This window comes from Brevundimonas sp. NIBR10 (assembly GCF_027912515.1).
In the GTDB taxonomy this organism is placed as follows: domain Bacteria; phylum Pseudomonadota; class Alphaproteobacteria; order Caulobacterales; family Caulobacteraceae; genus Brevundimonas.
Window position 1 is genome coordinate 1,770,220 of record NZ_CP115464.1, and the last position, 22,796, is coordinate 1,793,015.

The window sequence follows — 22,796 nt, forward strand, 5'->3', positions numbered from 1 at the left end:
TTGCGTAGGTTCGATGAGACGCAGATCGCTCGCGATATCCGCTGTCCAGCCTAAGGTCGAATAACTGGTTTCGGCTGGCGACCTGGTTTCCGCTACCCCCCCCCCAGAGCGGGCCTTTCGAGCGTCCGCTTTCGGGAGACGAACGCGTCTTTCGACACCCCGGGAAGGGATTGGCCGTTTCCGAAGGCCACGTCCAAATCCGCCTCCACGCTCCTGCTCGGGAACCGAACGACCCCGTCCGCGCTTTGGCGGGTCCACGAGCGGCCCATCATGTCTTATCCCTATCCCGAGACTCTCCCGTCCAAGGCCTTTGACGCGCCCCGGATCCAGCTGGCGGGCACCGTCGACTACGCCATGTACGACAGCTTCCGCCGCCAGTTCGCCATGGTCCCCAACGAGGGGCTGGTGATCATCGAGCTGTCGACCCTGGGCGGCGATCCCGAGGTGGCGCGGATGATGGGCGAGGACGTGCGGTTCCATACCGAGATCACGCCCGGCCGCCGGCTGGTCTTCCTGGGCAAGGCGGCGATCTATTCTGCGGGCGCGACCTTCATGAGCTTCTTCGCCACGCCGAACCGCTATCTGACGCGTGGCACCCGGCTGATGATTCACGAGCGCAAGATGAACCGGACGCTCCAGGTCCAGGGCCCCCTGACCACCTGCATCGCCTCCATCAAGGCCGTACTGCATGAGATCGAGCATTCGATCACCATCCAGAACGAGGGGTTCGAGAACCTGGTGCGGGGCTCCCAGATCACGATGGACGAGGTCCTCGAACGCGCGCCGGCGAACTGGTATCTGGAGGCTCAGGAAGCCAAGGCGCTGGGGATCATCCACGGCGTCATCTGATCCCGGACGGCCGCATGATCCTGTATTCCCACCCCTTCTCGTCCTACTGCCAGAAGGCGATCATCGCCCTGTACGAGAACGACACCCCGTACGAGGCGCGGCTGCTGTCGGACGGGGAGTCCATGGCGGCGCTGGAGGCGATCTGGCCGCGTCGGCAGTTTCCGGTGCTCGAGGACGGCGGGCGCGTGATCCCCGAGGCCACCTCGATCATCGAACATCTGGCCGTGCATCATCCGGGGCCGGTGGCCCTGATCCCGTCCGATCCGGCTGCCGCCGTCGAGGTGCGGATGATGGACCGGATCTTCGACAACCACGTGTCCAGCGCCCAGCAGCGGATCATCTACAACGCCATTCGCCCCGAGGCCGAGCGCGACGCCCGGATCGACAGCGAGGCCCGCACGGCGCTGGACCAGATCTATCCCTGGCTGGACGCCCGTGTGGCGGGCCGGGAATGGGCGACGGATTACGGTTTCAGCCTGGCCGACTGCGCGGCGGCACCGGCCCTGTTCTACGCCGACTGGACCCATGCGATCCCCGACGATCTGATCCACCTGAAGACCTATCGCGCGCGGTTGCTGGCCCGACCTTCCATGGCGCGGGCGGTGGACGAAGCTCGGCCCTATCGCGACTATTTTCCGCTCGGCGCGCCCGATCGGGATTGAGGAAGGAATTTATTCCTCAGTGGGCCTTGTCAAAGCGTTCCGGCGCACCACCTCTCGCACGGTCTTTGACATGTCGAGATGAGCACACTTGGCCCCGGCAACCGCGCAGCCTGGCGGTCGGTCCGGCGCAGGTCACCTAAGCTGTTGAATTCACGTACGGCGATTGGCGGTTTGGAGCTTTGGCGGCCTGTTTTTCGACCGCTACCGCCACCGATCAACTCGGGTCCGGTTCCCCGTCCCTGAACCGCCACTTCATGATCAGCACCCCCAGGGCCATGACGAAGGCACAGGCGTTGGAGACTACGATCGGCCAGGCCGAGGTCAGAACCCCGTAGGCCACCCACAGCACGAAACAGGTCACGGTCAGGGAATAGGTCCGCAAGCTGACCGAGGATGCATCCCGCTCCTTCCAGATCTTGATCATCTGGGGTGCGAAGCTGACGATGGAGCACAGGGCGGCGGCCGTGCCGACGACGTTGGCGATCAGGTCGCTCATTTCGCGGCCGAGGGCTTGCGGGTCTTGCGTTCGGCGGCCGGGGTCGCGGCCCTGGGCTGGGCCGCCTCGATGTCCTCGGCGCGGACGGCGGGCCTGCCCTTGATCGGCCGGGCCGGCTTGCCCGCCTGGACGTCCAGGCCGCGCTTCTCGACCTCCTCCAGAATCTTGTCGAGCTCGCGCTCGGTCAGGTGCTCGATGCCGATGAACCGCGCGTCGGCCTTCGTCACCGCATAGACCAGCTCATCCAGCTTGGCCTGCATGGCCGCGCCGTCGCGGTTCTGGGTGTTCTGGATCAGGAACACCATCAGGAAGGTGATTATGGTCGTGCCGGTGTTGATGACCAGTTGCCAGGTCTCGCTGAACTTGAAGATCGGCCCCGACACCGCCCAGACCACCACGATCCCCAGACAGGCGATGAAGGTCCACGGCTTGCCCGCGATCTTGGCCGTCAGGGTGGCGAAACGGACGAACAGCTTTTCCATGCGGCCCTAACGGCACCGCTTGCCGACGGTTCCGGACCGAAATTCCCTATCCCGGAGCGGGACAAGGATCCTCGTTTCAGACCGGCTTCATCTCGATGACCTGCGGCGCAGGCTCCGGCGCGACGGGAGCCGGTGCGGGTCGGGCCGGCGGGGCCGAGGCGGGGACGTCGCGGCGGCTTTGCAGGACGCGGCCCTGGAAATAGGCACCGACGTCGATCGACAGCTGCTCCGCCGTGATGTCGCCGTCCAGATAGGCCGTCGAGATCAGCTTGACCTGTTTGCCGGTGACAGCGCCGACGATGCGGCCACGGACTTCGAGATAGTCGGCCGAGACATTGCCCTCGATCGCGCCGGTCTCGCCGACGATCAGACGGCCGACGCGGACGTCACCCTTGATGGCGCCGTCGACCTGGAGATCGCCGGCACCCGAAATGACACCCTCGAAGCTGAGGTCCGACGACAGGGTCGACAGACCGCGCGACGACGCCACCGGCGACGGGGCCGGGGTCGGCGCGCTGGCCGAACGGCCGGCGCTCGGCAGGTCGGGCAGGGGCGGGATCGGTTGGGCGGCGGGGCGGGGGGTGTTAGTTTTGTTGAACAAGCTGGTCTCCTGCTCTGAGGAAGCGGGCGGGATTCTGGGGGCGGCCGTCCACCCACACTTCATAGTGCAGATGCACGCCGGTGGAACGGCCCGTGGTCCCCATGCCGCCGATCCGTTGGCCGAGCGCGATCGGCTGGCCGGTGGCGACGGCGATGGAGTTCAGATGGGCGAAGCGGGTCTTGAAGCCGTGACCGTGGTCTATTTCAACGGTGTTGCCATACCCTGAACGTACGCCGGTAAAAGACACGACGCCCGGTGCTGTCGCCGAAATCGGCGTGTTCAAGGGCGCAGCAAAGTCCTGACCCTGATGCAGGGCGGGCCGGCCGTTGAACGGATCGAACCGTACGCCGAAACCCGAGGTGGTCCGCGCACCGGTCGGCTTGTTGAACGGCATGCTCTGCGCGACATCGGCCAGCTGGCGCATTTCGCTGAGGTTGTCGGCGGCGTTGCGGATGCGGATGGCGAAGGGCTCATCGACGTCCAGGATGGCGGCCAGGGCACTGGGATCCTTGGCCTCGACCAGCGGCCCCCCCAAGGACGATCCGCGCGAGACATAGGCCGCCGGGTTCAGCCCCGCGAGCCGGAAGGCCAGGCGCAGCCGTTCTGCGCGGTTCTGGGCGAAAGTCTGGGCCCGGGCGATCAGCCGGTCCTGATCCAGCCGCACGGCCATGATGCGTTGAACGGGAGTGGTGGTCGCCGGATTCAGGGCCCTGGCAGGACGCAGCGCCGCCTGTGAACCTGGGACGCCCTGGAAGGTGCTCATCACCCCGGTGAGGGCCGCATGTCGGCGCTCGACCATCTCGGCCATTTCGTCGAGTGAGCCGTTGGTGGCCGACATCCGAACGACAGCGGTTTCGAGGCGGGCCTGAAGGTCTGCGTTGACGCGTTCCGACGCGGCGCGAGCGCGGGCGACGTCACTGTCGGCCTGGCTGCGGGCGATCACATCGAACAGGAAGCCGCCGGATGCCACAAGGGTCCACGCCGCAAAAACCACGGCCACAGCCGCGATCAGGGCCTGACGGCCGCCGGTCAAAACATAGCCCCGGACCTCGCCGTGGCTACGCAAATAGAGATGACGCTCCGGAAAAAAGCGATCCAGAAGGGACCGCCTGACCGCCCCTTGTTCGTCTTGCATATGAACACGCCCCCACGTTCCAGAGGCACTAAACCGTACGCTGACGCTTACGGCAATGGCGTTCACGCTTTGTTAATCATGATTGTGCGCCGCACACCCAAAAACGAATCTGGATACGGTAAAGTTTCGCCTGACAGGGGTAATGACAAGTCTGTCGAGGTCGCATCCCGGCGAACTTTATACTGAGGTCGGCGTGGTCAGAGCGTTCGCGCGGCGTCCAGCACCGCCTGAGCGTGGCCCTTGACCGCGACCTTGCGCCAGGTTTCGCGAACGACCCCGGTCGCATCGATCAGGAAGGTGGCGCGCTCAATCCCCATATAGACGCGACCGTAAAGCTTCTTTTCTCCCCACACTCCAAAGGCTTCGGTGACCGAGCCTTCGTCGTCGGAGGCGAGGACCACCCCCAGCTCGCGTTTGGTCTTGAACCGGTCCAGCGCCCTTACCGCATCGCGGGAGACGCCGATGACGACGGTGTTCGCGGCGGCGAAATCATCAGCCAGTGCCGTGAAATCCTGCGCTTCCGTGGTGCAGCCCGGGGTGTCGGCCTTGGGATAGAAATAGAGCACGACCGTCTTGCCCTTCAGGTCGGCGCTGTTGATGCGCGCACCGCCGTCGGTGGGCATGTCGAAGGCGGGCGCTGGGGAGCCGGGTACGATGGTCATTCTGTCCTCCGGGTCAGACGGGCCTGACGAGTACGATCTTCTTCTTGCCCGCGGCTAGTTTGATGACGCCCTCGGCGCTCACGTCGCCAGCCTCGATCAGCCGTGCGCCGTCGGAGATCGCCTCATCGTTCAGGCGCAAGCCCCCGCCCTGAGCCAGACGACGGGCCTCGCCGTTGGAGGCGGTCAGGCCGGCTTTGGTGGTCACGGCTGCGATCATGGCCCCGATGACCTCGGCCGACGGGAGTTCGACGGTCGGCAGGTCGGCGGATACCGTGCCGCGCTCGAACGCGCCTTCCGCCGCCGCGCGGGCCTTGGCCGCCTCGTCAGAGCCATGCAGCATCGTGGTCGCGGCGTCGGCGAGCGCCTTCTTGGCCTCGTTGATCTCGGCACCCTGCTTCGCTTCCCAGACGGCAATCTCGTCCAGCGACAGGTCGGTGAACAGCTTCATGAAGCGGCCGACGTCGCCGTCCTCGGCGTTCCTCCAGAACTGCCAGTAGTCGTAGGGGCTCAGCTGTTCGGCGTTCAGCCAGACGGCCCCTTGCGCGGTCTTGCCCATCTTGCCGCCAGACGCGGTGGTGAGCAGGGGGGTGGTCAGGCCGAAGGCGGCCTTCTGATCCACGCGACGGACCAGGTCGACGCCCGAGACGATATTGCCCCACTGATCCGAGCCGCCCATCTGCAAGGTCACGTTCTGGCGGCGGTTGAGCTCCAGGAAGTCCACCGACTGCATCAGCATGTAGTTGAACTCGAGGAAGCTCATCGGCTGTTCGCGTTCCAGACGCAGCTTGACGGAGTCGAAGGCCAGCATTCGATTCACGGTGAAATGAGTGCCGTAGTCGCGCAGGAATTCGATGTAGCCGTATTTCGACAGCCATTCGTCGTTGTCGATCAGGATGGCGTCTGTCGGGCCGTCGCCGAAGGTCAGGAATTTCTCGAACACCGTCCTGATGGTGGCGATGTTGGACCGGATCGTCTCCTCGGTCAGTTGGGGGCGCGAGGCGTCCTTGCCGGTCGGATCGCCGACCTTGGTCGTGCCGCCGCCCATGATGACGACGGGCCGCCCGCCCGCCTGCTGGAGCCGGCGCAGCATCATCACGGAAATCAGGTTGCCGACGTGCAGGCTCGGCGCTGTGGCGTCGAAACCGACGTAACCCGAGACGATCCCGTCCTTGGCCGCCGCGTCGAGCTCGGCCGGGTGGGTGATCTGGTGGATGTATCCGCGGGCCTGAAGCGTTGTCAGGAAGTCGGACTTGAAGGTCGGGTCGGTCATGGGGCGTTCCGTTAGCAGGGAGGCCAGCGGGCGTCATCCGTTTCCGGGTGGGTCGCGCCGCCAGCGTGGGCGGCGCGTGAGTTCGCAGCCGCTCGCTAGCTCAGCGAGCGGTAGTACAGGCAGGTGATGGCGCGGGTTGCGATCATGGTCAGTGCGTAGCTTCAGGCGTTGACCCGCGTCAAGGTCGGGGTATCGAGGGGGATGGCCGTTACCTTGATCCACCATCCCAGCACGCCAGGGTCTCCGGTCGAGCACATCGACGTAGATCTCCGTCGCGAAGGCAACCGGCTCCGGCTGACCTACCGTCTCCGAGGCGAGACGGCCCGGATCCGTTGGCCCCGTCAAGTCGGCCCCGTCATGATCGAGAGCTTGTCCAGCGCGGGCCGAGGGGATGAGCTTTGGAAGCATACCTGCTTCGAGCTGTTCATCAGCACCGACGATGGCTATCGCGAATTCAACTTCGCAACTTCGGGTCAGTGGGCATCCTACAGCTTCAGCGGCTATCGACAGGGGATGATACCGGCGAAAGAGGAGGCTTGGCTGGTCTGCCTTGAAGGTCGCGGCAGCTATCAAGATCTGGGCTTCGTCGTTGATCTGCCGCCCTCCGCCGATCGGATCGGCCTTTCGGCAGTCATCGAAACCATCGACGGGGCGAAGACCTATTGGGCGTTGGCGCATCCTTCGGATAAGCCGGACTTTCATCATCCCGACTCCTTCGTTCTGGACCTTCCATGAAGACCGGCCTCGATCGCCTGCTGTCCGACCCGGCCCTGCGCGCCGATCTCGAGGGACGGCGCGTCGCCTTGCTGGCCCATCCGGCCTCCGCGACCGAGGACCTGACCCATGCCGTGGACGCGCTGGCGGCACTTCCCGGCATCCGGCTCACGGCCGCCTTCGGGCCCCAGCACGGGATGAAGGGCGACCTTCAGGACAATATGATGGAGAGCCCCGACGAAACCGATCCGGTTCACGGCATCCCCGTCTTCAGCCTGTACGGCGAGGTGCGTCGGCCGACCGACGCCTCGATGCAGACCTTCGACGTCATCCTGATCGATCTCCAGGACGTGGGCTGCCGCATCTACACCTTCATCACGACCCTGCTTTACGTGCTGGAGGCGGCGGCCGAGCACCACAAGGCGGTCTGGGTGCTGGACCGGCCCAATCCGGCGGGGCGACCGGTCGAGGGCACGACCCTGCGGCCCGGCTGGGAGAGTTTCGTCGGCGCGGGGCCGATGCCGATGCGGCACGGGATGACCCTGGGGGAGCTGGGGCACTGGTTCATCGACCATTTCAAGCTGGACGTGCCCGAATACAAGGTCGTCGAGATGGAGGGCTGGGCACCCGACTTCGGGCCGGGATTCGGCTGGCCGTTGAACGAACGGTCCTGGGTCAACCCCAGCCCGAACGCCCCCAATGTGTCGATGACGCGGGCCTATGCCGGAACGGTGATGCTGGAGGGGGCGACCCTGTCGGAGGGGCGGGGCACGACCCGGCCGCTGGAGCTGTTCGGGGCCCCCGACATCGACGCCCGCGCCGTGATCGCCGAGATGCAACGGATCGCGCCGGACTGGCTGAAAGGGTGTATCCTGCGCGACTGCTGGTTCCAGCCGACCTTCCACAAGCACGTCGGCCAGCTGTGCAGCGGGGTCCAGATCCATGTGGACGGGCCGTTCTATGACCACGACGCCTTCCGGCCCTGGCGGGTGCAGGCGGCGGGGTTCAAGGCGATCCGGAACCTGTATCCCGATTACGACCTGTGGCGGGATTTTCCGTATGAGTATGCGTTCGGGAAACTGCCGATCGACGTGATCAACGGCTCGCCGATCCTGCGGGAATGGGTCGATGACCGGTCGGCAACGGCGGCTGATCTGGACGCGCTGGCGACGCCTGACGAGGCGGCATGGGTCGAGACCCGGAAGCCTTTCCTGCTCTATTAGGCCGCCCAGCCCGTTGCCGCAGCTCCCGCTTCGTGGCGGTGACGCTCTGAAAACAGGCCGCCAAACCGCCAAACCGCCAAGTCCGTGTAAGAAAAATCAATGACTTGAGCCAGGGGTGGAACGGGCACCGCCAAGCGCGGTGGTTTCCATTGGCCGACACCACGGGGTTGCAGCCTGCACTTTTCAAAGACTCGAAAGGGCAGTTGGTGGCGATGCCACCCAAGCGCAGGGGGTTGAGAGGAATATAAGCCTATTTCTCGCAAGCCTTGCGCCGAACGCGCCAATCAGGCCGGTTCGGCTTCCAGCCGCTTGTCCAGATACAGGCCGACCCGGCGGTCCACGGCGTCGATGTGATTCTGCCAGAAGTGGCTGGCACCTTCTTCCAGTTCGTAATCGATGACGATCCCTTTTTGGGTCCGCAGCTTGTTGACGACGCGCTCGACCTCGACCGGCGGGACGATGGTGTCGGCGGTGCCGTGCAGGAACAGGCCCGAGGCCGGGCAGGGGGCCAGGAAGCTGAAATCGTACATGTTCGACGGTGGCGAGACCGAGATGAAGCCGTCCGTTTCCGGGCGCCGCATCAGAAGCTGCATGCCGATATAGGCCCCGAACTGATAGCCGCCGACCCAGGTCTGGGTCGCCGCCGGGTTGTTGGACTGGAGCCAGTCCAGGGCGGTGGCCGCGTCGGCCAGCTCGCCGATTCCTGAGTCGAACTCACCCTGGGACTTGCCCACACCGCGCGAATTGTAGCGCAGGGTGGCGAAGCCGCGCTTCTGGAACAGCTGGTACAGGGTCACCGCGACCGGGTTGTTCATATGCCCGCCCGCCTTGGGGTGGGGGTGCAGGATCAGGGCGATGGGGGCGTTGGCGCGCTTGCCGGGGGAGTAGCGACCCTCGATACGACCAGAGGCGCCGGGCAGGATGACTTCAGGCATGGGGCTCGAATAATCCGTTCAATCGTCGTTTCGCGGCCGGGCAATACTTGACCGTGGCGGTGGGACTTTATAAGTCCAGCCAGCGCACAGCGGCCTTCCTTAAAGGCGCGGCTCTTAGCACAGGGCCCCTGAAAAGCGCGAGATTTTTGAGTAGGTGCGATGCGTCTGTCGACCAAGGGACGATACGCCGTGATGGCGATGGCCGATCTGGCCAAGAACGGGCTGGGCTCGGACGGGTCCGCACGGGCGGTGTCGCTGGCCGAGATTGCCACGCGCCAAGAGATTTCCCTGAGCTATCTGGAGCAGCTTTTTGCCCGTCTGAGGAAGGGCGGGCTGGTCAAGAGCGTGCGCGGGCCGGGCGGTGGTTACCGTCTGGCCAAGGCGCCGCAGGAAACCGTGGTGTCCGAGATCGTGCTGGCCGTCGATGAGCCGATCCGGGCGACGCGGTGCGCTTCCCACTCCTCGCCCAAGGGCTGCATGATGGCCGGCGAACGGTGCATCACCCACAATCTGTGGGAAGACCTGGGCGACGAGATACATCGCTATCTGGCGGGAGTGTCGCTGGAAGACGTGGTGATGAACCGCACCGGCGCGCGCCGCCGGGCCACTCAAGCTGAAGTGGGAGTGGCGGCGTGAGTGCGGTCCTGACCTTCATGCTTATGGCCGCGTTGGGCGACCCGGCCCGAAACATCACCCCGTGCGATGATCTTCGTGAAATTCCTCTCGGCACAGCGGTGATTGTCGAGGGGCGATACCTCACTGATTTCATGCACGGCGAAGGCTTAGTCGCCCCTGATTGCTTGGTGCCCATTGCGCTCGGGCCAAGGGCAGAGGGGCCTCTGGCTGACCGGTTCCTTGATGCGACGTGGCGGAAGCGACCCTATCCTTGGAGAGACAGTGGCGGGGTGAACCTCCGAATTAAGGGGGTGCTCGAAATGGAGGCCGACGGGCATCTCGGGCTTCCGCCTCAGCCGTTCATCCGTGTCGAAGAACTGCTGGCCGTCACGGGTGATGAAGGACACGGCCAATGAGCGTCTATCTCGACTACAACGCCTCCGCCCTCGTCCGGCCTGAAGTGCAGGACGTGATGGCCAAGGCCCTCGCCGACAACGGCAATCCGTCGGCCGTGCATGCGGCCGGCAGGCGGGCGCGGGCGCGGATCGAGACGGCGCGTGCGCTGGTGGCCGATCTGGTCGGTGCCGATCCGACGGCGGTGGTCTTTACCTCCGGCGGGACCGAAGCGAATGCGCAGGGCCTCGCCAGTGCGCTGGCGGCCGGGTGCGAGCGAATGATCGTCTGCGCCACCGAACATCCCTGCATCGCCGAGGCGGCCATCGCCACGGGCAAGCCGGTCAAGGTGCTGCCGGTCGATGGGCGGGGTGTGATCGACCTGAAGACGCTGGCCGAGCTTCTGGCCAGACCGGGCCGGGCTGTGGTGGCGATCCATCATGCGAACAACGAAAGCGGCGTGATCCAGCCGATCGCCGAGGCGGCGCGTCTGGTCCGAGCGGCGAAGGGCTGGCTGCATGTCGATGCGATCCAGTCGGCGGGCAAGATCACGGTGGATATCCGCGTGCTCGGTGCCGATAGCCTGACCCTGTCCGCGCACAAGCTGGGCGGACCGCAAGGCGTCGGCGCGCTGGTGATGCGCGAGGGGTTGGCGGCCGCGAAGATTCTGCACGGTGCCGGCCAGGAACGCGGCCTGCGCGCCGGCACCGAGAACACGCCCGGCATCGTCGGCTTCGGCGTGGCGGCGGACAGCGCGCGCAGCGGTCTGGCCGGCGTCGAGGCGCATCGGGTCTGGCGCGATGCTGCCGAGGCGGTCGTGAAGGCTGCCGGGGCGACGATCGTGGGGGAGGGCGCGCCGCGCCTGCCCAACACCCTGTTTCTGGCTGTCAGCGACTGGGACAGCCCGCGTCAGCTGATCACGCTCGATCTGTCGGGCGTGATGGTTTCGGGCGGATCGGCCTGTAACTCGGGCAAGACCAAGCCATCGCGGACCATATTGGCGACGGGGCGGATCGACCTTGCGTCCGGGGGGCTGAGGGCGTCCGGGGGCTGGGGCACGACGGAACAGGACTGGCACAGGTTCGCCGACGCCTGGGCCGCCGCCTATGTCGCGCAGCGGGCGCGTAAGAATGAAAGGCAGGTCGCCTGATGGCCGCCGTCCAGGAAACCATCGACGCCGTCGCCGCGCTGGAAAAGTACGAGCACGGCTTCACGTCCGACATCGACACGGAATATGCGCCGCGCGGGCTGAACGCCGATATCGTGCGTTTCATTTCGGAGAAGAAGGGCGAGCCGGAGTGGATGCTGGAATGGCGCCTCGCCGCCTATGAACGCTGGCTGGCGATGGAGGAGCCGACCTGGGCCTCGGTGAAATACGAGCCGGTCGATTACCAGTCGCTGTTCTATTACGCCGCGCCCAGGAAGAAGGATGGGCCGAAGTCTCTGGACGAGGTCGATCCGGAGATCCTGGCCATCTATGCCAAGCTGGGCATTCCGCTGGGTGAGCAGGCGGTGCTGGCGGGTGTCGAGGGCGCGCCGCGATACGCGGTGGATGCGGTGTTCGACAGCGTGTCGGTGGTCACGACCTTCAAGGCCGAGCTGGCGAAAGTGGGCGTGATCTTCATGCCGATCTCGGAGGCGCTGCGGGAATATCCCGATCTGGTGCGGCAATATCTGGGGTCGGTGGTGCCGGTGTCGGACAACTATTTCGCGGCGCTGAACAGCGCGGTGTTTTCGGACGGATCGTTCGTCTACATCCCGCCGGGCGTGCGCTGCCCGATGGAGCTGTCGACCTATTTCCGCATCAACGCGAGCCAGACGGGTCAGTTCGAGCGGACCCTGATCATCGCCGACAAGGGCAGCTATTGCTCCTATCTGGAGGGCTGTACCGCCCCGATGCGCGACGAGAACCAGCTGCATGCGGCGGTGGTCGAGCTGGTCGTGCTGGACGACGCCGAGATCAAATATTCGACGGTGCAGAACTGGTATCCCGGCGACGCGGAAGGGCGGGGCGGCATCTACAACTTCGTCACCAAGCGCGCCGATTGCCGGGGCGATCGGTCGAAGGTGTCGTGGACCCAGGTCGAGACCGGCTCGGCCGTCACCTGGAAATACCCGTCCTGCGTCCTGCGCGGCGAGGAGAGCTCGGGCGAATTCTATTCGATCGCCATCACCAACGGACATCAGCAGGCCGACACCGGCACCAAGATGATCCATCTGGGCAAGAACTCGAAGAGCCGGATCATCGCCAAGGCGGTCTCGGCGGGCAAGTCGGACTCGACCTATCGCGGTCTGGTCTCGGTGCATCCGAAGGCGACGGGGGTGAGGAACTTCACACAGTGCGATTCCTTGCTGATCGGGTCGGAGTGCGGCTCTCACACCGTCCCCTATATCGAGGCCCGCAATGGCTCGGCCCAGCTGGAGCACGAGGCGACGACGACGCGCCTGTCGGACGACCAGCTGTTCTACGCCCAGCAGCGCGGGCTGTCGCAGGAGGAGGCCGTGGCCCTTCTGGTCAACGGCTTCGTCCGCGACGTGATGCAGAAGCTGCCGATGGAGTTCGCCGTCGAGGCACAGAAGCTGGTGGCGATCTCGCTGGAAGGGAGCGTGGGGTGAGGGGCGTTCTCATTGCTGCCGTTGCGCTTATGAGTACGTCCTCTTGCGCTGCGCAGGAGGCATCAGTTGTTGGATTGAGATGCGTTCCGGAGCGAGGCGGAGGCGCCCTACTGTTCCGGTTAGATCCAACGGCTGGCTCAGCGATCTTTGCCAGCGGGTCCAGTGCGCCAGCGGGTCACTCAGTGGTGTCCGAGCACCAGTATCGACTGATCTTTCCGGCGAACGAAGCGCGTCGCGAATGTCGAGCAACCATCAATCGGCATAGCGGAGCCGGTGAGTGGGAATGCGGCGAAGAGCCCTTCGGCGATCTGAATCCCAAGAACATCTTTGTCCTTCTTCGGTGTGAAGCCGAAGATTCGAGTCCGAAAATTTGACCATGCTCTCCATCACCAACCTCCACGTCTCCGTCGGCGACAAGCCGATCCTCAAGGGGCTGACGCTCGATGTTCCGGCGGGCGAGGTGCACGCCATCATGGGGCCGAACGGGGCCGGAAAGTCGACGCTGGGCTATGCCCTGTCGGGGCGGCCTGGCTATGAGGCCATCGAGGGTTCGGTCGAGTGGCGGGGGATGAGCCTGCTCGACCTCGATCCGGCGGCGCGGGCGGCCAAGGGCGTGTTCCTGTCGTTCCAGTATCCGATCGAGATTCCCGGTGTGCCGGCCCTGACCTTCGTGCGCACGGCGCTGAACGCGCAGAAGCGGGCGCGGGGGGAGGAGGAGGTGTCGGCTCCGGCCTTCCTGAAACAGGTCAAGGCGGCGTCGAGCGCGCTGAAGATGGACTTCGACATGCTGAAGCGGCCGCTGAACGTCGGCTTCTCCGGCGGTGAGAAGAAGCGGATGGAGATCCTGCAGATGGCCCTGCTGGAACCGTCGCTGCTGATCCTCGATGAGACCGATTCCGGGCTCGATATCGACGCCCTGCGGATCGTGTCGGAGGGGGTGAACGCCCTGCGCTCGCCCGACCGCGCCATGCTGGTGATCACCCACTATCAGCGGCTGCTGGACTACATCAAACCCGACCGGGTCCATGTGCTGGCCGCCGGCCGGATCGTGGCCTCGGGCGGGCCTGAACTGGCGCTGAAGCTGGAGGCGGAAGGGTACGATCAGTACCTGCCGGTCGCGGCGTGACCGCACTGAACCTGCGCGACGCTTCCACCTTCCCGTCGCGGCGGGTCGAGGCTTGGAAATACACCGACCTGCGCCGGGTGCTGCGCGAAGCCCCGATGCCGTCGGGCGAGGCGGTCGTCACCGGTGGCGGGCCGTTCGAGGCGCTGGGCGGGGACGAGATCGCGTTCGGCAACGGCCGAGCGGTCGGGGCCGAGGCCTTCGTCGCGTCAGGGGTGCAGACCTTGCGGCTGAGGTTCGTTTCGGAGGCGGTCGGAACGGGCCACACCGCTTCGGTGAAGATCGCCGCGCGGCCGGGGGCCAGGCTGCTGCTGCTGGAGAGCCATGAGGGTGCCGCAGGGGACTATGTCGCCCACAACCGGATCGACATCGACGTGGCGGCGGGGGCCGAGGTCACGCGCATCGTGCTGGTCGAGGAACCGGCCGAGGCCATCTCGGTCACAGACATCGACGTCAGGGTCGCGCCGGGCGCGGTCTATCGCCAGACGACGGTGACGACGGGCGGCAAGTTGCAGCGTCAGGCGACGACCGTGGCCCATGGCGGGGAGGCGGCCGAGGTTCGCCTTGATGGCCTCTATGCGCTGGGTGACGCGCGTCACACCGACCTGACCAGTGTGGTCTCGCACGGCGGGCTGAACGGCGAGACCTCGCAACTGACCAAGGGCGTCGTGCGCGACGCCGCGCGCGGCGTGTTCCAGGGCAAGATCGTGGTCGAGCGCGGGGCGGACGGGACCGATGCGCGGATGGGGCACCACGCTCTGATCCTGGGCGAACGGGCTGAGGTGGACGCCAAGCCTGAGCTGGTCATCTACGCCGACGACGTCCAGTGCGCGCACGGCAATACGGTCGGCAATCTGGACGAGAGCGCCCTGTTCTACATGCAGCAGCGTGGCATTCCGGTGGACGAGGCGCGGGCCCTGCTGACGCAGGCCTTCCTGATCGAGGTCGTCGACCGGATCGAACACGAACAGGCGCGGGAGGTGGTGCGGTCATGGCTGACGGAACGGCTTTAATCACCAAGACCTTCGATCCCCATGCGGCGCGGGCCCAGTTCCCGATCCTGTCGCGGACGGTGAACGGCAAGCCGCTGGTCTATCTGGACAACGCCGCCTCGGCCCAGAAGCCGAAGGCGGTGATCGACGCCTTCGTGGCGCAGATGGAGGGGTCGTACGCCAACGTCCATCGCGGCCTGCACACCCTGTCCAACGAGGCGACCGAGGCGTTCGAGGCGGCGCGCGAAATCGTGGCGCGGTATCTGAACGCGCCCCATCCCGACACCATCGTCTGGACCAAGGGTGGCACCGAGGCGATCAATCTGGTCGCGAACGGGATCGGCCTGTCGATCCAGCCGGGCGACGAGATCATCGTCTCGGAGATGGAGCACCACTCCAACATCGTGCCCTGGCATTTCCTGCGCGAACGGCATGGAGCAGTGCTGAAATGGATCCCGGTGCTGGACGACGGGTCGCTGGACATGGCGGCCTATGCCGAAATGCTGGGGCCGAAGACCCGGGTCGTGTCCGTCACCCATATGTCGAACGTGCTGGGGACAATCAATCCGGTCGCGGAGATCACGCGGTTGGCCCATGCGGCCGGAGCCCGCGTCCTGATCGACGGGTGCCAGGGGGCGGTTCACGCCTCGCCGGACGTGCAGGCGATCGGCTGCGACTGGTATGTCTTGACCGGGCACAAGCTGTTCGGTCCGACCGGGATCGGCGCGCTGTACGGCACGGCCGAGGCGCTGGAGAGCCTGCCGCCCTATCAGGGCGGGGGCGAGATGATCGCCGTTGTCGAAAAGCAACGGATCACCTATGCCGCCCCGCCGCACCGGTTCGAGGCGGGGACGCCACCGATCCTGGAGGCGATCGGTCTGGGGGCGGCGCTGACGTGGCTGTCGGCCTTCGACCGGGTGGCGGTCGCGGCGCATGAGCACGCTTTGTACGACCACGTCCGCAGCCGCACCGAGGGCCTGAATTGGTTGCGGGAGCTTGGCACGGCGGATGGGAAGGGCGCGATGTTCACCTTTACGGTCGAGGGCGTTCACGCCCATGACCTGGCCCAGATCATGGACCGGTATGGTGTCGCCGTGCGGGCCGGGATCCACTGCTGCGAGCCGCTGGCGAAGCGATTTGGCGTGACGTCGAGCACACGCGCCAGCTTCGCCCTATATAATACGACGGAGGACGCCGACGCCTTCGTGGATGCGCTGATCCGGGCGCGCGAGTTCTTTGTGTGATGACAGACGAGACGATTTCAAAGACCGACGTTGCCGGCGCAGACGCCTTCGCCGCCGCTTGGGACGAGCCCCAGACGAGCGCCCTGTCGCAGGCCGAGCTCAATACCCTGACCGACGACCTGATCGAGGCGCTGAAGACCGTCTATGATCCGGAAATCCCGGTCGACATCTATGAGCTGGGCCTGATCTACAAGGTCGATGTCAACGACGACCGCGACGTGATCGTCGAGATGACTCTGACGGCACCCGGTTGCCCCGTCGCCGGCGAGATGCCGGGCTGGGTCGAGGACGCGGTGATGAAGGTGCCGTCGGTCAAGTCGGCGCGTGCCAACCTGGTGTTCGACCCGCCGTGGGACTCCTCCAAGATGAGCGACGAGGCCAAGCTGGCCCTGAACATGTTCTGAGGCACTGCCGATGACCGAACTCCAGACCACGACCCGCCTCCGCCGTCCCCGCCCCAAGGCCGTGACCCTGACCGACGCTGCCGCAGAGCGCGTGCAGGAGATCATGACCAACGCGGACAAGCCCTACATCGCCCTGCGCGTCGGGGTGAAGAACGGCGGCTGCGCGGGTCAGGAATATACCTTCGCCTATGCCGAGACGATCGAGCCGATGGACGAGGTGGTGGAGGACAAGGGGGTCACCATCCTGATCGACCCCAAGGCGATCCTGTTCCTGATCGGGTCCGAGATCGACTACGAGACGACCAAGCTGGCGTCCAAATTCGTGTTCCGCAATCCGAACCAGACCGACGCCTGCGGCTGCGGCGAGAGCGTGACGATCATCCCGGCCGCTGCGCTGGACGCCTGACCCCGTGGCCGCGCGCGATCCCGATTTCGAGGAATGGGTGCGTGAGCACCTGGCGGGTCTCGGTCCGCTGGAGTTCAAGCGGATGTTCGGGGCCGGGGCGGTCTATTCGCACGGCTTGATCTTCGCCCTGCTGGACGACGGCCTGATCTGGCTCAAGGCGGACGAGACGACCGTACCGGCGTTGGAGGCCGCAGGGTCGCGTCAGTTCACCTATCCCGGCAAGGACGGGGCGGTGATGGGCCTGGGTTACTGGAGCCTGCCTGAAAGCGCGGTCGATGATCCGGACGAGGCCGTTCGCTGGGCCCGCGAGGCCATCGATGTCGCGCTGCGCAAGGCGGCGGCAAAGACTGCGAAATCGCGAAAGGGCGGCGCGGCGAACGCCGACATTAAATCGAGGTCATGACGTCGAGTTAAAATGACTTGGGCGGTGCCTGCGCGCATTTTCTCCTCAGAGCCGGAGAGGAAACCGCCATGAATTTCGCCGTCGTCGCCACCGCCGCATCCATCGCCGCCCTGGGGCTGATAGCCGTCGCGCCGCCCGCCAGCGCCAAGGAAGTTCCCGAGGTCCAAGTGCGCCACGCCGTGGCCCGGATGGTCGTCATCGTCGAGGACCGCACCGACGTCGCGGTCGAGATCGAGGGCGGCACGGCAGGCCTGCCGCGCCCGACCGTGACCCGCCGCGGCGACGAGATCCGTATCGACGGCGAGCTGGGCAGAAATGCCGTGCGGAACTGCGAGGGCGGCGCCGGCGGTCCCGGTGGCCAGCCGGGCCAGACGTCTTCGGTCGAGGTCAGGAACCACGGACGGGTCCAGGTCAGCGCAGCGCCGCTGATCGTGGTGCGTACGCCCCGCCAGGTCGAGGTGTCGGTCAGTGATGGTTCGGCCGTCTTCGGTGCCGTCGGACGGGGTGCCACATCCATCTCTCTGTCCAACTCGGGATGCGGCGATTGGACCGTGGCCAACACCAGCGGTGAGCTCGACGTGTCCCTCGCCGGATCGGGCGACGTCTGGGCAGGCGACGCAGGCAGCCTTGACGTCTCGCTCGCCGGATCGGGACGGGTCTCGGCCGGGGCGACGCGCTCGCTCGAGGTGGCGATCGCCGGGTCCGGCAGCGTGACGGCCCGCCAGGTCGATGGGCCCGTGGACGCCAGCATCGCCGGATCGGGCGACGTGGTCGTTCGCGGCGACGCCGGTCGGCTGGACGCCAGTATCGCCGGCTCGGGCAGTGTCATCGTGCGGGGCCGCGTCGCCAGCATCGATTCCAGCATCATGGGATCGGGAGACGTCCGCGCCGGATCGGTCGCCGGTTCTGTGTCCCAGAACTCGGTCGGCTCGGGCCGGGTCCGGGTCGGCTCCTGAAGGAATCACACGCCGCCGATCCGTCAGGATCGGAGAGGTGGATAAGACGGGCAAAACCGTCACCATGGGTCCTGACTGGGCATTTCCGGTCAGGACCTTTTTCGTATGTCTCGACTGTTCGCGGCCTCGCTGGCCGCCGTGTCCCTGATCTCGGCCGCCGGTGCCGCCGCCACAACCCAGGCACCGCCTTCCAAGCCGCCGGAGGGCCTGACCTGGTTCGTACTGAACGAGATCAACAGCTTCTACCTCGACCGCGATGACCCGACGAATCGGCCCGCGCTGGTAACGGAGGTGCCCGAGGGGGTGCTGGTCCCGGTCGACATCAGCAAGGACGGCCATGCCGATTGGCTGATCAACTGGCCCGACTCGAGCCAGTTCTGCGGGACCGGGGGATGCGCGCGCACCCTCTATGTCAGCACCGCGTATGCGGACGGCCCGGTCACCGATGTCGAGGGCGGCGTCCATGCCTATGGCTTCGTCCGGGCCTTTGATCGCCAGGGCGGCACCCTCGATATCCGCGAGGTGAACGGCGAGGTCCGGGTCGAATCGTCCTTCCACCACCTGAACTGCGAGGACACGCGCGAAGACTGCCGCCTGGCCTGGGGTTGGGACCCGCGCGCGGGCGCGCTGGTCGAGCGGCCGTCAAGCGACGGCAATCACATCCTGCTCGGCGCCGGCCAGTCGCCGGTGGACGTGGACGACAGCGAGGACGGTCCGGACTGGGTTCCGGCAGCCCTGTCGGAGTTGCGCACCGCGGGCCGGAAGGTCTGCCCCAGCGCCGAGGACGAGGCGCTGACGATGTTCGTCTATCCCTCGCTCAGCGAAATTCCCGACCTGAACGGTGACGGCGTCCGCGACTGGGTCATCGGACCACCCGCGAGTTGCACAGGCGACTCACAGGGATACAGCTTCCAGGTCTGGGTCTCCGACGGCCCGGGTCATGGACCGAACGGGCGGGGAGGGCCCGCGGTGATGGCCTATCAGGGCGCGCCCGGCCGCTGGGTGAACATCGACGTCGCGCCGACGCCGGCCCGGCTGATCGACGCGCCCGACTGCGAGTACGGCAAGGTCTGCACGGGCGTGAGCCTGCGCTGGGACGCGGGGACGAAGCGGCTGGTGCGATAGGGAGAGCCGGGCAGGGGGAGGAGTCAGAATCCCGACCCCGCCTCAGTTTCGCCGCTTGACGAAACGGGACTCAATCGTCATAAGCGCCAACTCTTGTTGGACCGGCTGTGCAGAGCAATCTGCAGACGCGGTTCGCAGGAACGACCTGAGTTACCGTTCTTTGTAGCGACTTAGGACTTCAACGGCCTTCGCGGGGAACTGCGTGGGCCGATCGTTTTTGCGAAACGTGCGTCCCTGATGGGGTTTCCCCTGAAGGCTTCGGTCTTTGAAATGGTTCACAGGGACGCAGGTTCGCCTGCTTGGGAAATACAACCGATATGGATCAAAGCATCCGCATCAGGCTGAAGGCCTTCGATCACCGCGTCCTCGACTTTTCGACGCGTGAAATCGTCAACACGGCCAAGCGCACCGGCGCGACCGTTCGCGGTCCGATTCCGCTGCCCACCCTGATCGAAAAGTTCACCGTGAACCGCTCGCCGCACGTCGACAAGAAGTCGCGCGAGCAGTTTGAAATCCGCACGCACAAGCGTGTCCTCGACATCGTCGACCCCACCCCGCAGACCGTGGACGCGCTCATGAAGCTCGACCTGTCCGCCGGTGTGGACGTCGAGATCAAGATTTAACGAAGAAAGAGGCGGGATCCGATGCGCACGGGCGTGATCGCCAAGAAGCTGGGCATGACCCGCGTGTTCGCCGATGACGGCGCGCACGTTCCGGTCACTGTGCTCCAGCTCGACGACTGTCAGGTCGTCGGCCAACGCACTCAGGAGCGGGACGGCTATGTCGCCCTGCAGCTGGGTGCCGGGGCCAAGAAGGCAAGGAACACCAACAAGGCTCAACGCACGACCTTCGCGAACGCGGAAGTCGAGCCCAAGCATGTCGTCACCGAGTTCCGCGTGTCGGAAAACGCGATGATCGACGTCGGTTCGACCCTGACGGCCGACCACTTCGTCGCCGGCCAGAAGGTCGACATCCAGGGCGAGACGATCGGCAAGGGCTTCGCCGGCGGTATGAAGCGCTGGAACTTCGGCGGTCTGCGGGCCACCCACGGCGTCTCGGTCTCGCACCGTTCGCTGGGTTCGACCGGCCAACGCCAAGACCCCGGCAAGACCTTCAAGGGCAAGAAGATGGCGGGTCAGCTCGGTAACGAGACGATCACCACCCAGAACCTGACGGTCGTCCGTGTCGACGCCGAGCGCGGCCTGATCCTGGTCAAGGGCGCTGTCCCCGGCCACGAAGGGTCGTGGGTCAAGGTCCGCGATGCGCACAAGAAGCCGTTCGCCGACCTGCCGTTCCCCGGTTCGTTCAAGACCAAGGGTGCCGCTGCTGCTCCGGCCGCCGCCGAAACCCCCGCTGAAGAGGCTCCGGCCGCTGAAGCAGCCGAAGGCGGTGAAGCGTAATGAAACTCTCAGTCATCAAACTCGACGGCGCTGCCGCTGGTGACGTGGAACTGTCCGATGTCGTTTTCGGCATCACCGACATCCGCGGCGACCTGCTGGCCCGCTACGTCAACTGGCAACTGGCCAAACGCCGCGCCGGTACCCACAAGGTCCAGACCCGGAACGAGAATTCTCGCACCGGCAAGAAGATGTACAAGCAAAAGGGCACCGGCGGCGCTCGTCACGGTTCGCGCCGTGCCCCGCAGTTCGTCGGTGGTTCGCGCGCTTTCGGCCCGGTCGTTCGCGATCACGGCTTTGATCTTCCCAAGAAGGTCCGCGCCTTGGCCCTGCGTCACGCCCTGTCGTCCAAGGTGAAGTCGGGCGGCCTCGTCGTCGTCGACAGCCTGTCGCTGGACGCGGTCAAGACCTCGGCCCTGCGCGACACCTTCGGCAAGCTCGGCTGGACCAAGACGCTGATCATCGCCGGCCCCGAAGTCGACACCAACTTCGCCCTGGCGTCGCGGAACATTCCGCACATCAACGTCCTGCCGAACGCCGGCCTGAACGTCTATGACATCCTGCGCGCCGACACCCTGGTGTTGTCGAAGTCGGCCGTCGAGGCGATCGAGGCGACCTACGCCGACTACAAGCCCTCGCGTCGCGAGCAAGCCCAGAAGGAAGCCGCGTAATGGCCGCCGCTCCCACCGCCAAACACTACGACACCATCCTGGCCCCGGTGATCACCGAGAAAGCCACGATCCTGTCGGAGCAGAACAAGGTCGTCTTCCGCGTCGCCGGCACGTCCACCAAGGACGAAATCGCCGCTGCGGTCGAAAGCCTGTTCAAGGTCAACGTCCTGAAGGTCAACACTCTGGTGACCAAGGGCAAGACCAAGCGCTTCCGCGGCATCATGGGCCGTCGGGTCGACATCAAAAAAGCGATCGTGACCCTGGCCGAAGGCCAGTCGATCGACGTCACGACGGGGCTCTAAACAGATGGCCTTGAAAACATACAATCCGACATCGCCGGGCCGTCGCGCCCTGGTGCTGATCGACCGCTCGGAGCTCTTCAAGGGCCGTCCCGAGAAGTCGCTGACCGAAGGCCTGACCAAGTCGGGCGGACGTGGTCAGGGCGGTCGCATCGCCGTCCGCTTCCGCGGCGGCGGCGCCAAGCGCCTGTATCGCAAGATCGACTTCAAGCGTCGCAAGTTCATGACCGCGACGGTCGAGCGCCTGGAGTACGATCCGAACCGGACCGCCTTCATCGCCCTCATCACCTATGAGGACGGCGAAAAGGCCTACATCGTCGCGCCGCAACGCCTGAAGGCGGGCGACACGATCGTGGCCGGCGAGAAGACCGACGTGAAGCCGGGCAACGCCATGCCGCTGCGCTCCATGCCGGTCGGAACGATCATCCACTGCGTCGAGATGAAGCCGGGCAAGGGCGCTCAGCTGGCCCGTTCGGCCGGTGCCTACGCCCAGCTGGTCGGTCGCGATCAGGGCTACGCCCAGATCCGTCTCGGCTCGGGCGAACTGCGCATGGTCCTGGACGGCTGCATGGCCACGGTGGGCGCCGTTTCGAACGCCGACCACATGAACCAGAACCTGGGCAAGGCCGGTCGCGTCCGTCACATGGGCTTCCGCCCGCACGTTCGCGGCGTCGCCATGAACCCGGTCGATCACCCGCACGGTGGCGGCGAAGGCCGCACCTCCGGTGGCCGCACCCCCGTCACGCCGTGGGGTAAGGACACCAAAGGCACCCGTACCCGCAAGAACAAGGCGACGGACAAGTTCATCATCCGTACCCGCCACGTTAAGAAGGCTCGCTAAAGATGGCCCGCTCCTCCTGGAAAGGCCCGTTCGTCGACGGGTATCTGCTCAAGAAGGCCGACGCCGTTCAGACGTCGGGCCGCAAGGACGTGATCAAGACTTGGTCGCGCCGCTCCACCATCCTGCCGCAGTTCGTCGGTCTGACGTTCGGTGTCCATAACGGTCACAAGCACGTCCCCGTGCACGTGAACGAGGACATGGTCGGCATGAAACTGGGCGAGTTCTCGCCCACCCGTTCGTTCCCCGGCCACGCCGCGGACAAGAAAGCGAAGCGGAAGTAGT

General features: G+C 65.7%; 29 protein-coding genes. 22 read left to right on the forward strand and 7 right to left on the reverse strand.

All coding sequences use genetic code 11. The features are described 5' to 3' along the window. Nucleotides 1–270: 270 nt before the first annotated feature. Together O5K39_RS08705 and O5K39_RS08710 are read left to right on the forward strand one after the other, a co-directional pair. Entirely contained in the window at nt 271–849 is a 579-nt protein-coding gene (locus tag O5K39_RS08705; RefSeq protein WP_271146881.1) for an ATP-dependent Clp protease proteolytic subunit, read from the forward strand. A gap of 14 nt (nt 850–863) precedes the next feature. After that, nucleotides 864–1,511: a glutathione S-transferase family protein gene (locus tag O5K39_RS08710; protein ID WP_271146882.1), complete on the forward strand. Its 648-nt coding sequence runs from the start codon at nt 864–866 to the stop codon at nt 1,509–1,511. Nucleotides 1,512–1,725: 214 nt separating this feature from the next. On the opposite strand, the gene O5K39_RS08715 is transcribed toward O5K39_RS08710, so the two are convergent. The 6 genes from O5K39_RS08715 to tyrS form a co-directional block, all read right to left on the reverse strand. Continuing rightward, nucleotides 1,726–2,007 (reverse strand): SemiSWEET transporter, encoded by a 282-nt coding sequence (locus tag O5K39_RS08715; RefSeq protein ID WP_271146883.1) that lies wholly within the window; start codon nt 2,005–2,007, stop codon nt 1,726–1,728. Further along, on the reverse strand, nt 2,004–2,489 hold the full coding sequence (locus O5K39_RS08720) for a low affinity iron permease family protein (RefSeq protein WP_271146884.1): 486 nt from the start codon (nt 2,487–2,489) through the stop codon (nt 2,004–2,006). Before O5K39_RS08720 ends, O5K39_RS08715 begins: the two co-directional genes overlap by 4 nt. A 76-nt stretch (nt 2,490–2,565) precedes the next feature. After that, nucleotides 2,566–3,090: a polymer-forming cytoskeletal protein gene (locus O5K39_RS08725; RefSeq protein WP_271146885.1), complete on the reverse strand. Its 525-nt coding sequence runs from the start codon at nt 3,088–3,090 to the stop codon at nt 2,566–2,568. Beyond that, on the reverse strand, nt 3,074–4,225 hold the full coding sequence (locus O5K39_RS08730; protein WP_271146886.1) for a M23 family metallopeptidase: 1,152 nt from the start codon (nt 4,223–4,225) through the stop codon (nt 3,074–3,076). Before O5K39_RS08730 ends, O5K39_RS08725 begins: the two co-directional genes overlap by 17 nt. A gap of 197 nt (nt 4,226–4,422) precedes the next feature. Beyond that, nucleotides 4,423–4,887: a thioredoxin-dependent thiol peroxidase gene (gene bcp, locus O5K39_RS08735; RefSeq protein ID WP_271146887.1), complete on the reverse strand. Its 465-nt coding sequence runs from the start codon at nt 4,885–4,887 to the stop codon at nt 4,423–4,425. A gap of 13 nt (nt 4,888–4,900) precedes the next feature. Next, nucleotides 4,901–6,157, reverse strand: a complete 1,257-nt coding sequence (gene tyrS / locus O5K39_RS08740; protein WP_271146888.1) for a tyrosine--tRNA ligase — start codon at nt 6,155–6,157, stop codon at nt 4,901–4,903. 168 nt (nt 6,158–6,325) lie between these two features. On the opposite strand from tyrS, the gene O5K39_RS08745 reads away from it, so the two are divergent. Next, nucleotides 6,326–6,892 (forward strand): DOMON-like domain-containing protein, encoded by a 567-nt coding sequence (locus tag O5K39_RS08745; protein ID WP_271146889.1) that lies wholly within the window; start codon nt 6,326–6,328, stop codon nt 6,890–6,892. Then, a complete protein-coding gene (locus O5K39_RS08750; RefSeq protein ID WP_271146890.1) occupies nt 6,889–8,094 on the forward strand; it encodes a DUF1343 domain-containing protein in 1,206 nt (401 codons plus the stop codon). Before O5K39_RS08745 ends, O5K39_RS08750 begins: the two co-directional genes overlap by 4 nt. Nucleotides 8,095–8,378: 284 nt before the next feature. On the opposite strand, the gene O5K39_RS08755 is transcribed toward O5K39_RS08750, so the two are convergent. After that, entirely contained in the window at nt 8,379–9,029 is a 651-nt protein-coding gene (locus O5K39_RS08755; protein ID WP_271146891.1) for an alpha/beta hydrolase, read from the reverse strand. A gap of 159 nt (nt 9,030–9,188) precedes the next feature. Between O5K39_RS08755 and O5K39_RS08760 the strand changes: the two genes are divergently transcribed. The 18 genes from O5K39_RS08760 (at nt 9,189) to rpsS (ending at nt 22,795) form a co-directional block, all read left to right on the forward strand. Further along, nucleotides 9,189–9,665 (forward strand): Rrf2 family transcriptional regulator, encoded by a 477-nt coding sequence (locus O5K39_RS08760; protein ID WP_271146892.1) that lies wholly within the window; start codon nt 9,189–9,191, stop codon nt 9,663–9,665. After that, the gene (locus O5K39_RS08765) at nt 9,662–10,060 is read left to right on the forward strand and encodes a hypothetical protein (protein WP_271146893.1); all 399 of its coding nucleotides are present in this window, start codon (nt 9,662–9,664) and stop codon (nt 10,058–10,060) included. The genes O5K39_RS08760 and O5K39_RS08765 overlap by 4 nt, the downstream gene beginning before the upstream one ends. Next, a complete protein-coding gene (locus tag O5K39_RS08770) occupies nt 10,057–11,187 on the forward strand; it encodes a cysteine desulfurase family protein (RefSeq protein WP_271146894.1) in 1,131 nt (376 codons plus the stop codon). The genes O5K39_RS08765 and O5K39_RS08770 overlap by 4 nt, the downstream gene beginning before the upstream one ends. After that, nucleotides 11,187–12,653 (forward strand): Fe-S cluster assembly protein SufB, encoded by a 1,467-nt coding sequence (gene sufB, locus O5K39_RS08775; RefSeq protein WP_271146895.1) that lies wholly within the window; start codon nt 11,187–11,189, stop codon nt 12,651–12,653. The genes O5K39_RS08770 and sufB overlap by 1 nt, the downstream gene beginning before the upstream one ends. A gap of 376 nt (nt 12,654–13,029) precedes the next feature. Then, the gene (gene sufC, locus O5K39_RS08780; protein WP_271146896.1) at nt 13,030–13,779 is read left to right on the forward strand and encodes a Fe-S cluster assembly ATPase SufC; all 750 of its coding nucleotides are present in this window, start codon (nt 13,030–13,032) and stop codon (nt 13,777–13,779) included. After that, the gene (gene sufD, locus O5K39_RS08785; RefSeq protein ID WP_271146897.1) at nt 13,776–14,789 is read left to right on the forward strand and encodes a Fe-S cluster assembly protein SufD; all 1,014 of its coding nucleotides are present in this window, start codon (nt 13,776–13,778) and stop codon (nt 14,787–14,789) included. The genes sufC and sufD overlap by 4 nt, the downstream gene beginning before the upstream one ends. Further along, nucleotides 14,768–16,012 carry a cysteine desulfurase gene (locus tag O5K39_RS08790; RefSeq protein WP_271146898.1) on the forward strand — a complete coding sequence of 415 codons (1,245 nt, stop codon included), beginning with the start codon at nt 14,768–14,770 and terminating at the stop codon, nt 16,010–16,012. Before sufD ends, O5K39_RS08790 begins: the two co-directional genes overlap by 22 nt. Continuing rightward, a complete protein-coding gene (locus O5K39_RS08795; protein WP_271146899.1) occupies nt 16,012–16,416 on the forward strand; it encodes an SUF system Fe-S cluster assembly protein in 405 nt (134 codons plus the stop codon). The genes O5K39_RS08790 and O5K39_RS08795 overlap by 1 nt, the downstream gene beginning before the upstream one ends. Nucleotides 16,417–16,426: 10 nt before the next feature. Next, a complete protein-coding gene (locus O5K39_RS08800) occupies nt 16,427–16,822 on the forward strand; it encodes an iron-sulfur cluster assembly accessory protein (RefSeq protein ID WP_271146900.1) in 396 nt (131 codons plus the stop codon). A gap of 4 nt (nt 16,823–16,826) precedes the next feature. Further along, nucleotides 16,827–17,225 carry a TfoX/Sxy family protein gene (locus O5K39_RS08805; protein ID WP_271146901.1) on the forward strand — a complete coding sequence of 133 codons (399 nt, stop codon included), beginning with the start codon at nt 16,827–16,829 and terminating at the stop codon, nt 17,223–17,225. Nucleotides 17,226–17,293: 68 nt separating this feature from the next. After that, a complete protein-coding gene (locus O5K39_RS08810) occupies nt 17,294–18,181 on the forward strand; it encodes a DUF2807 domain-containing protein (protein ID WP_271146902.1) in 888 nt (295 codons plus the stop codon). A gap of 105 nt (nt 18,182–18,286) precedes the next feature. After that, the gene (locus O5K39_RS08815) at nt 18,287–19,306 is read left to right on the forward strand and encodes a hypothetical protein (protein WP_271146903.1); all 1,020 of its coding nucleotides are present in this window, start codon (nt 18,287–18,289) and stop codon (nt 19,304–19,306) included. 317 nt (nt 19,307–19,623) lie between these two features. Next, nucleotides 19,624–19,929 (forward strand): 30S ribosomal protein S10, encoded by a 306-nt coding sequence (gene rpsJ / locus O5K39_RS08820; protein ID WP_003164367.1) that lies wholly within the window; start codon nt 19,624–19,626, stop codon nt 19,927–19,929. A 21-nt stretch (nt 19,930–19,950) separates the two neighbouring features. Continuing rightward, entirely contained in the window at nt 19,951–20,706 is a 756-nt protein-coding gene (gene rplC, locus O5K39_RS08825) for a 50S ribosomal protein L3 (RefSeq protein ID WP_271146904.1), read from the forward strand. Beyond that, complete coding sequence (gene rplD, locus O5K39_RS08830; RefSeq protein WP_271146905.1) at nt 20,706–21,374, forward strand: 50S ribosomal protein L4; 669 nt, start codon at nt 20,706–20,708, stop codon at nt 21,372–21,374. The genes rplC and rplD overlap by 1 nt, the downstream gene beginning before the upstream one ends. Continuing rightward, nucleotides 21,374–21,676, forward strand: coding sequence for a 50S ribosomal protein L23 (locus O5K39_RS08835; protein ID WP_271146906.1), 303 nt, complete (start codon nt 21,374–21,376; stop codon nt 21,674–21,676). The genes rplD and O5K39_RS08835 overlap by 1 nt, the downstream gene beginning before the upstream one ends. A gap of 4 nt (nt 21,677–21,680) precedes the next feature. Then, complete coding sequence (gene rplB / locus O5K39_RS08840) at nt 21,681–22,514, forward strand: 50S ribosomal protein L2 (protein ID WP_271146907.1); 834 nt, start codon at nt 21,681–21,683, stop codon at nt 22,512–22,514. A 2-nt stretch (nt 22,515–22,516) separates the two neighbouring features. Further along, on the forward strand, nt 22,517–22,795 hold the full coding sequence (gene rpsS / locus O5K39_RS08845) for a 30S ribosomal protein S19 (RefSeq protein WP_271146908.1): 279 nt from the start codon (nt 22,517–22,519) through the stop codon (nt 22,793–22,795). Nucleotide 22,796 lies beyond the last annotated feature (1 nt).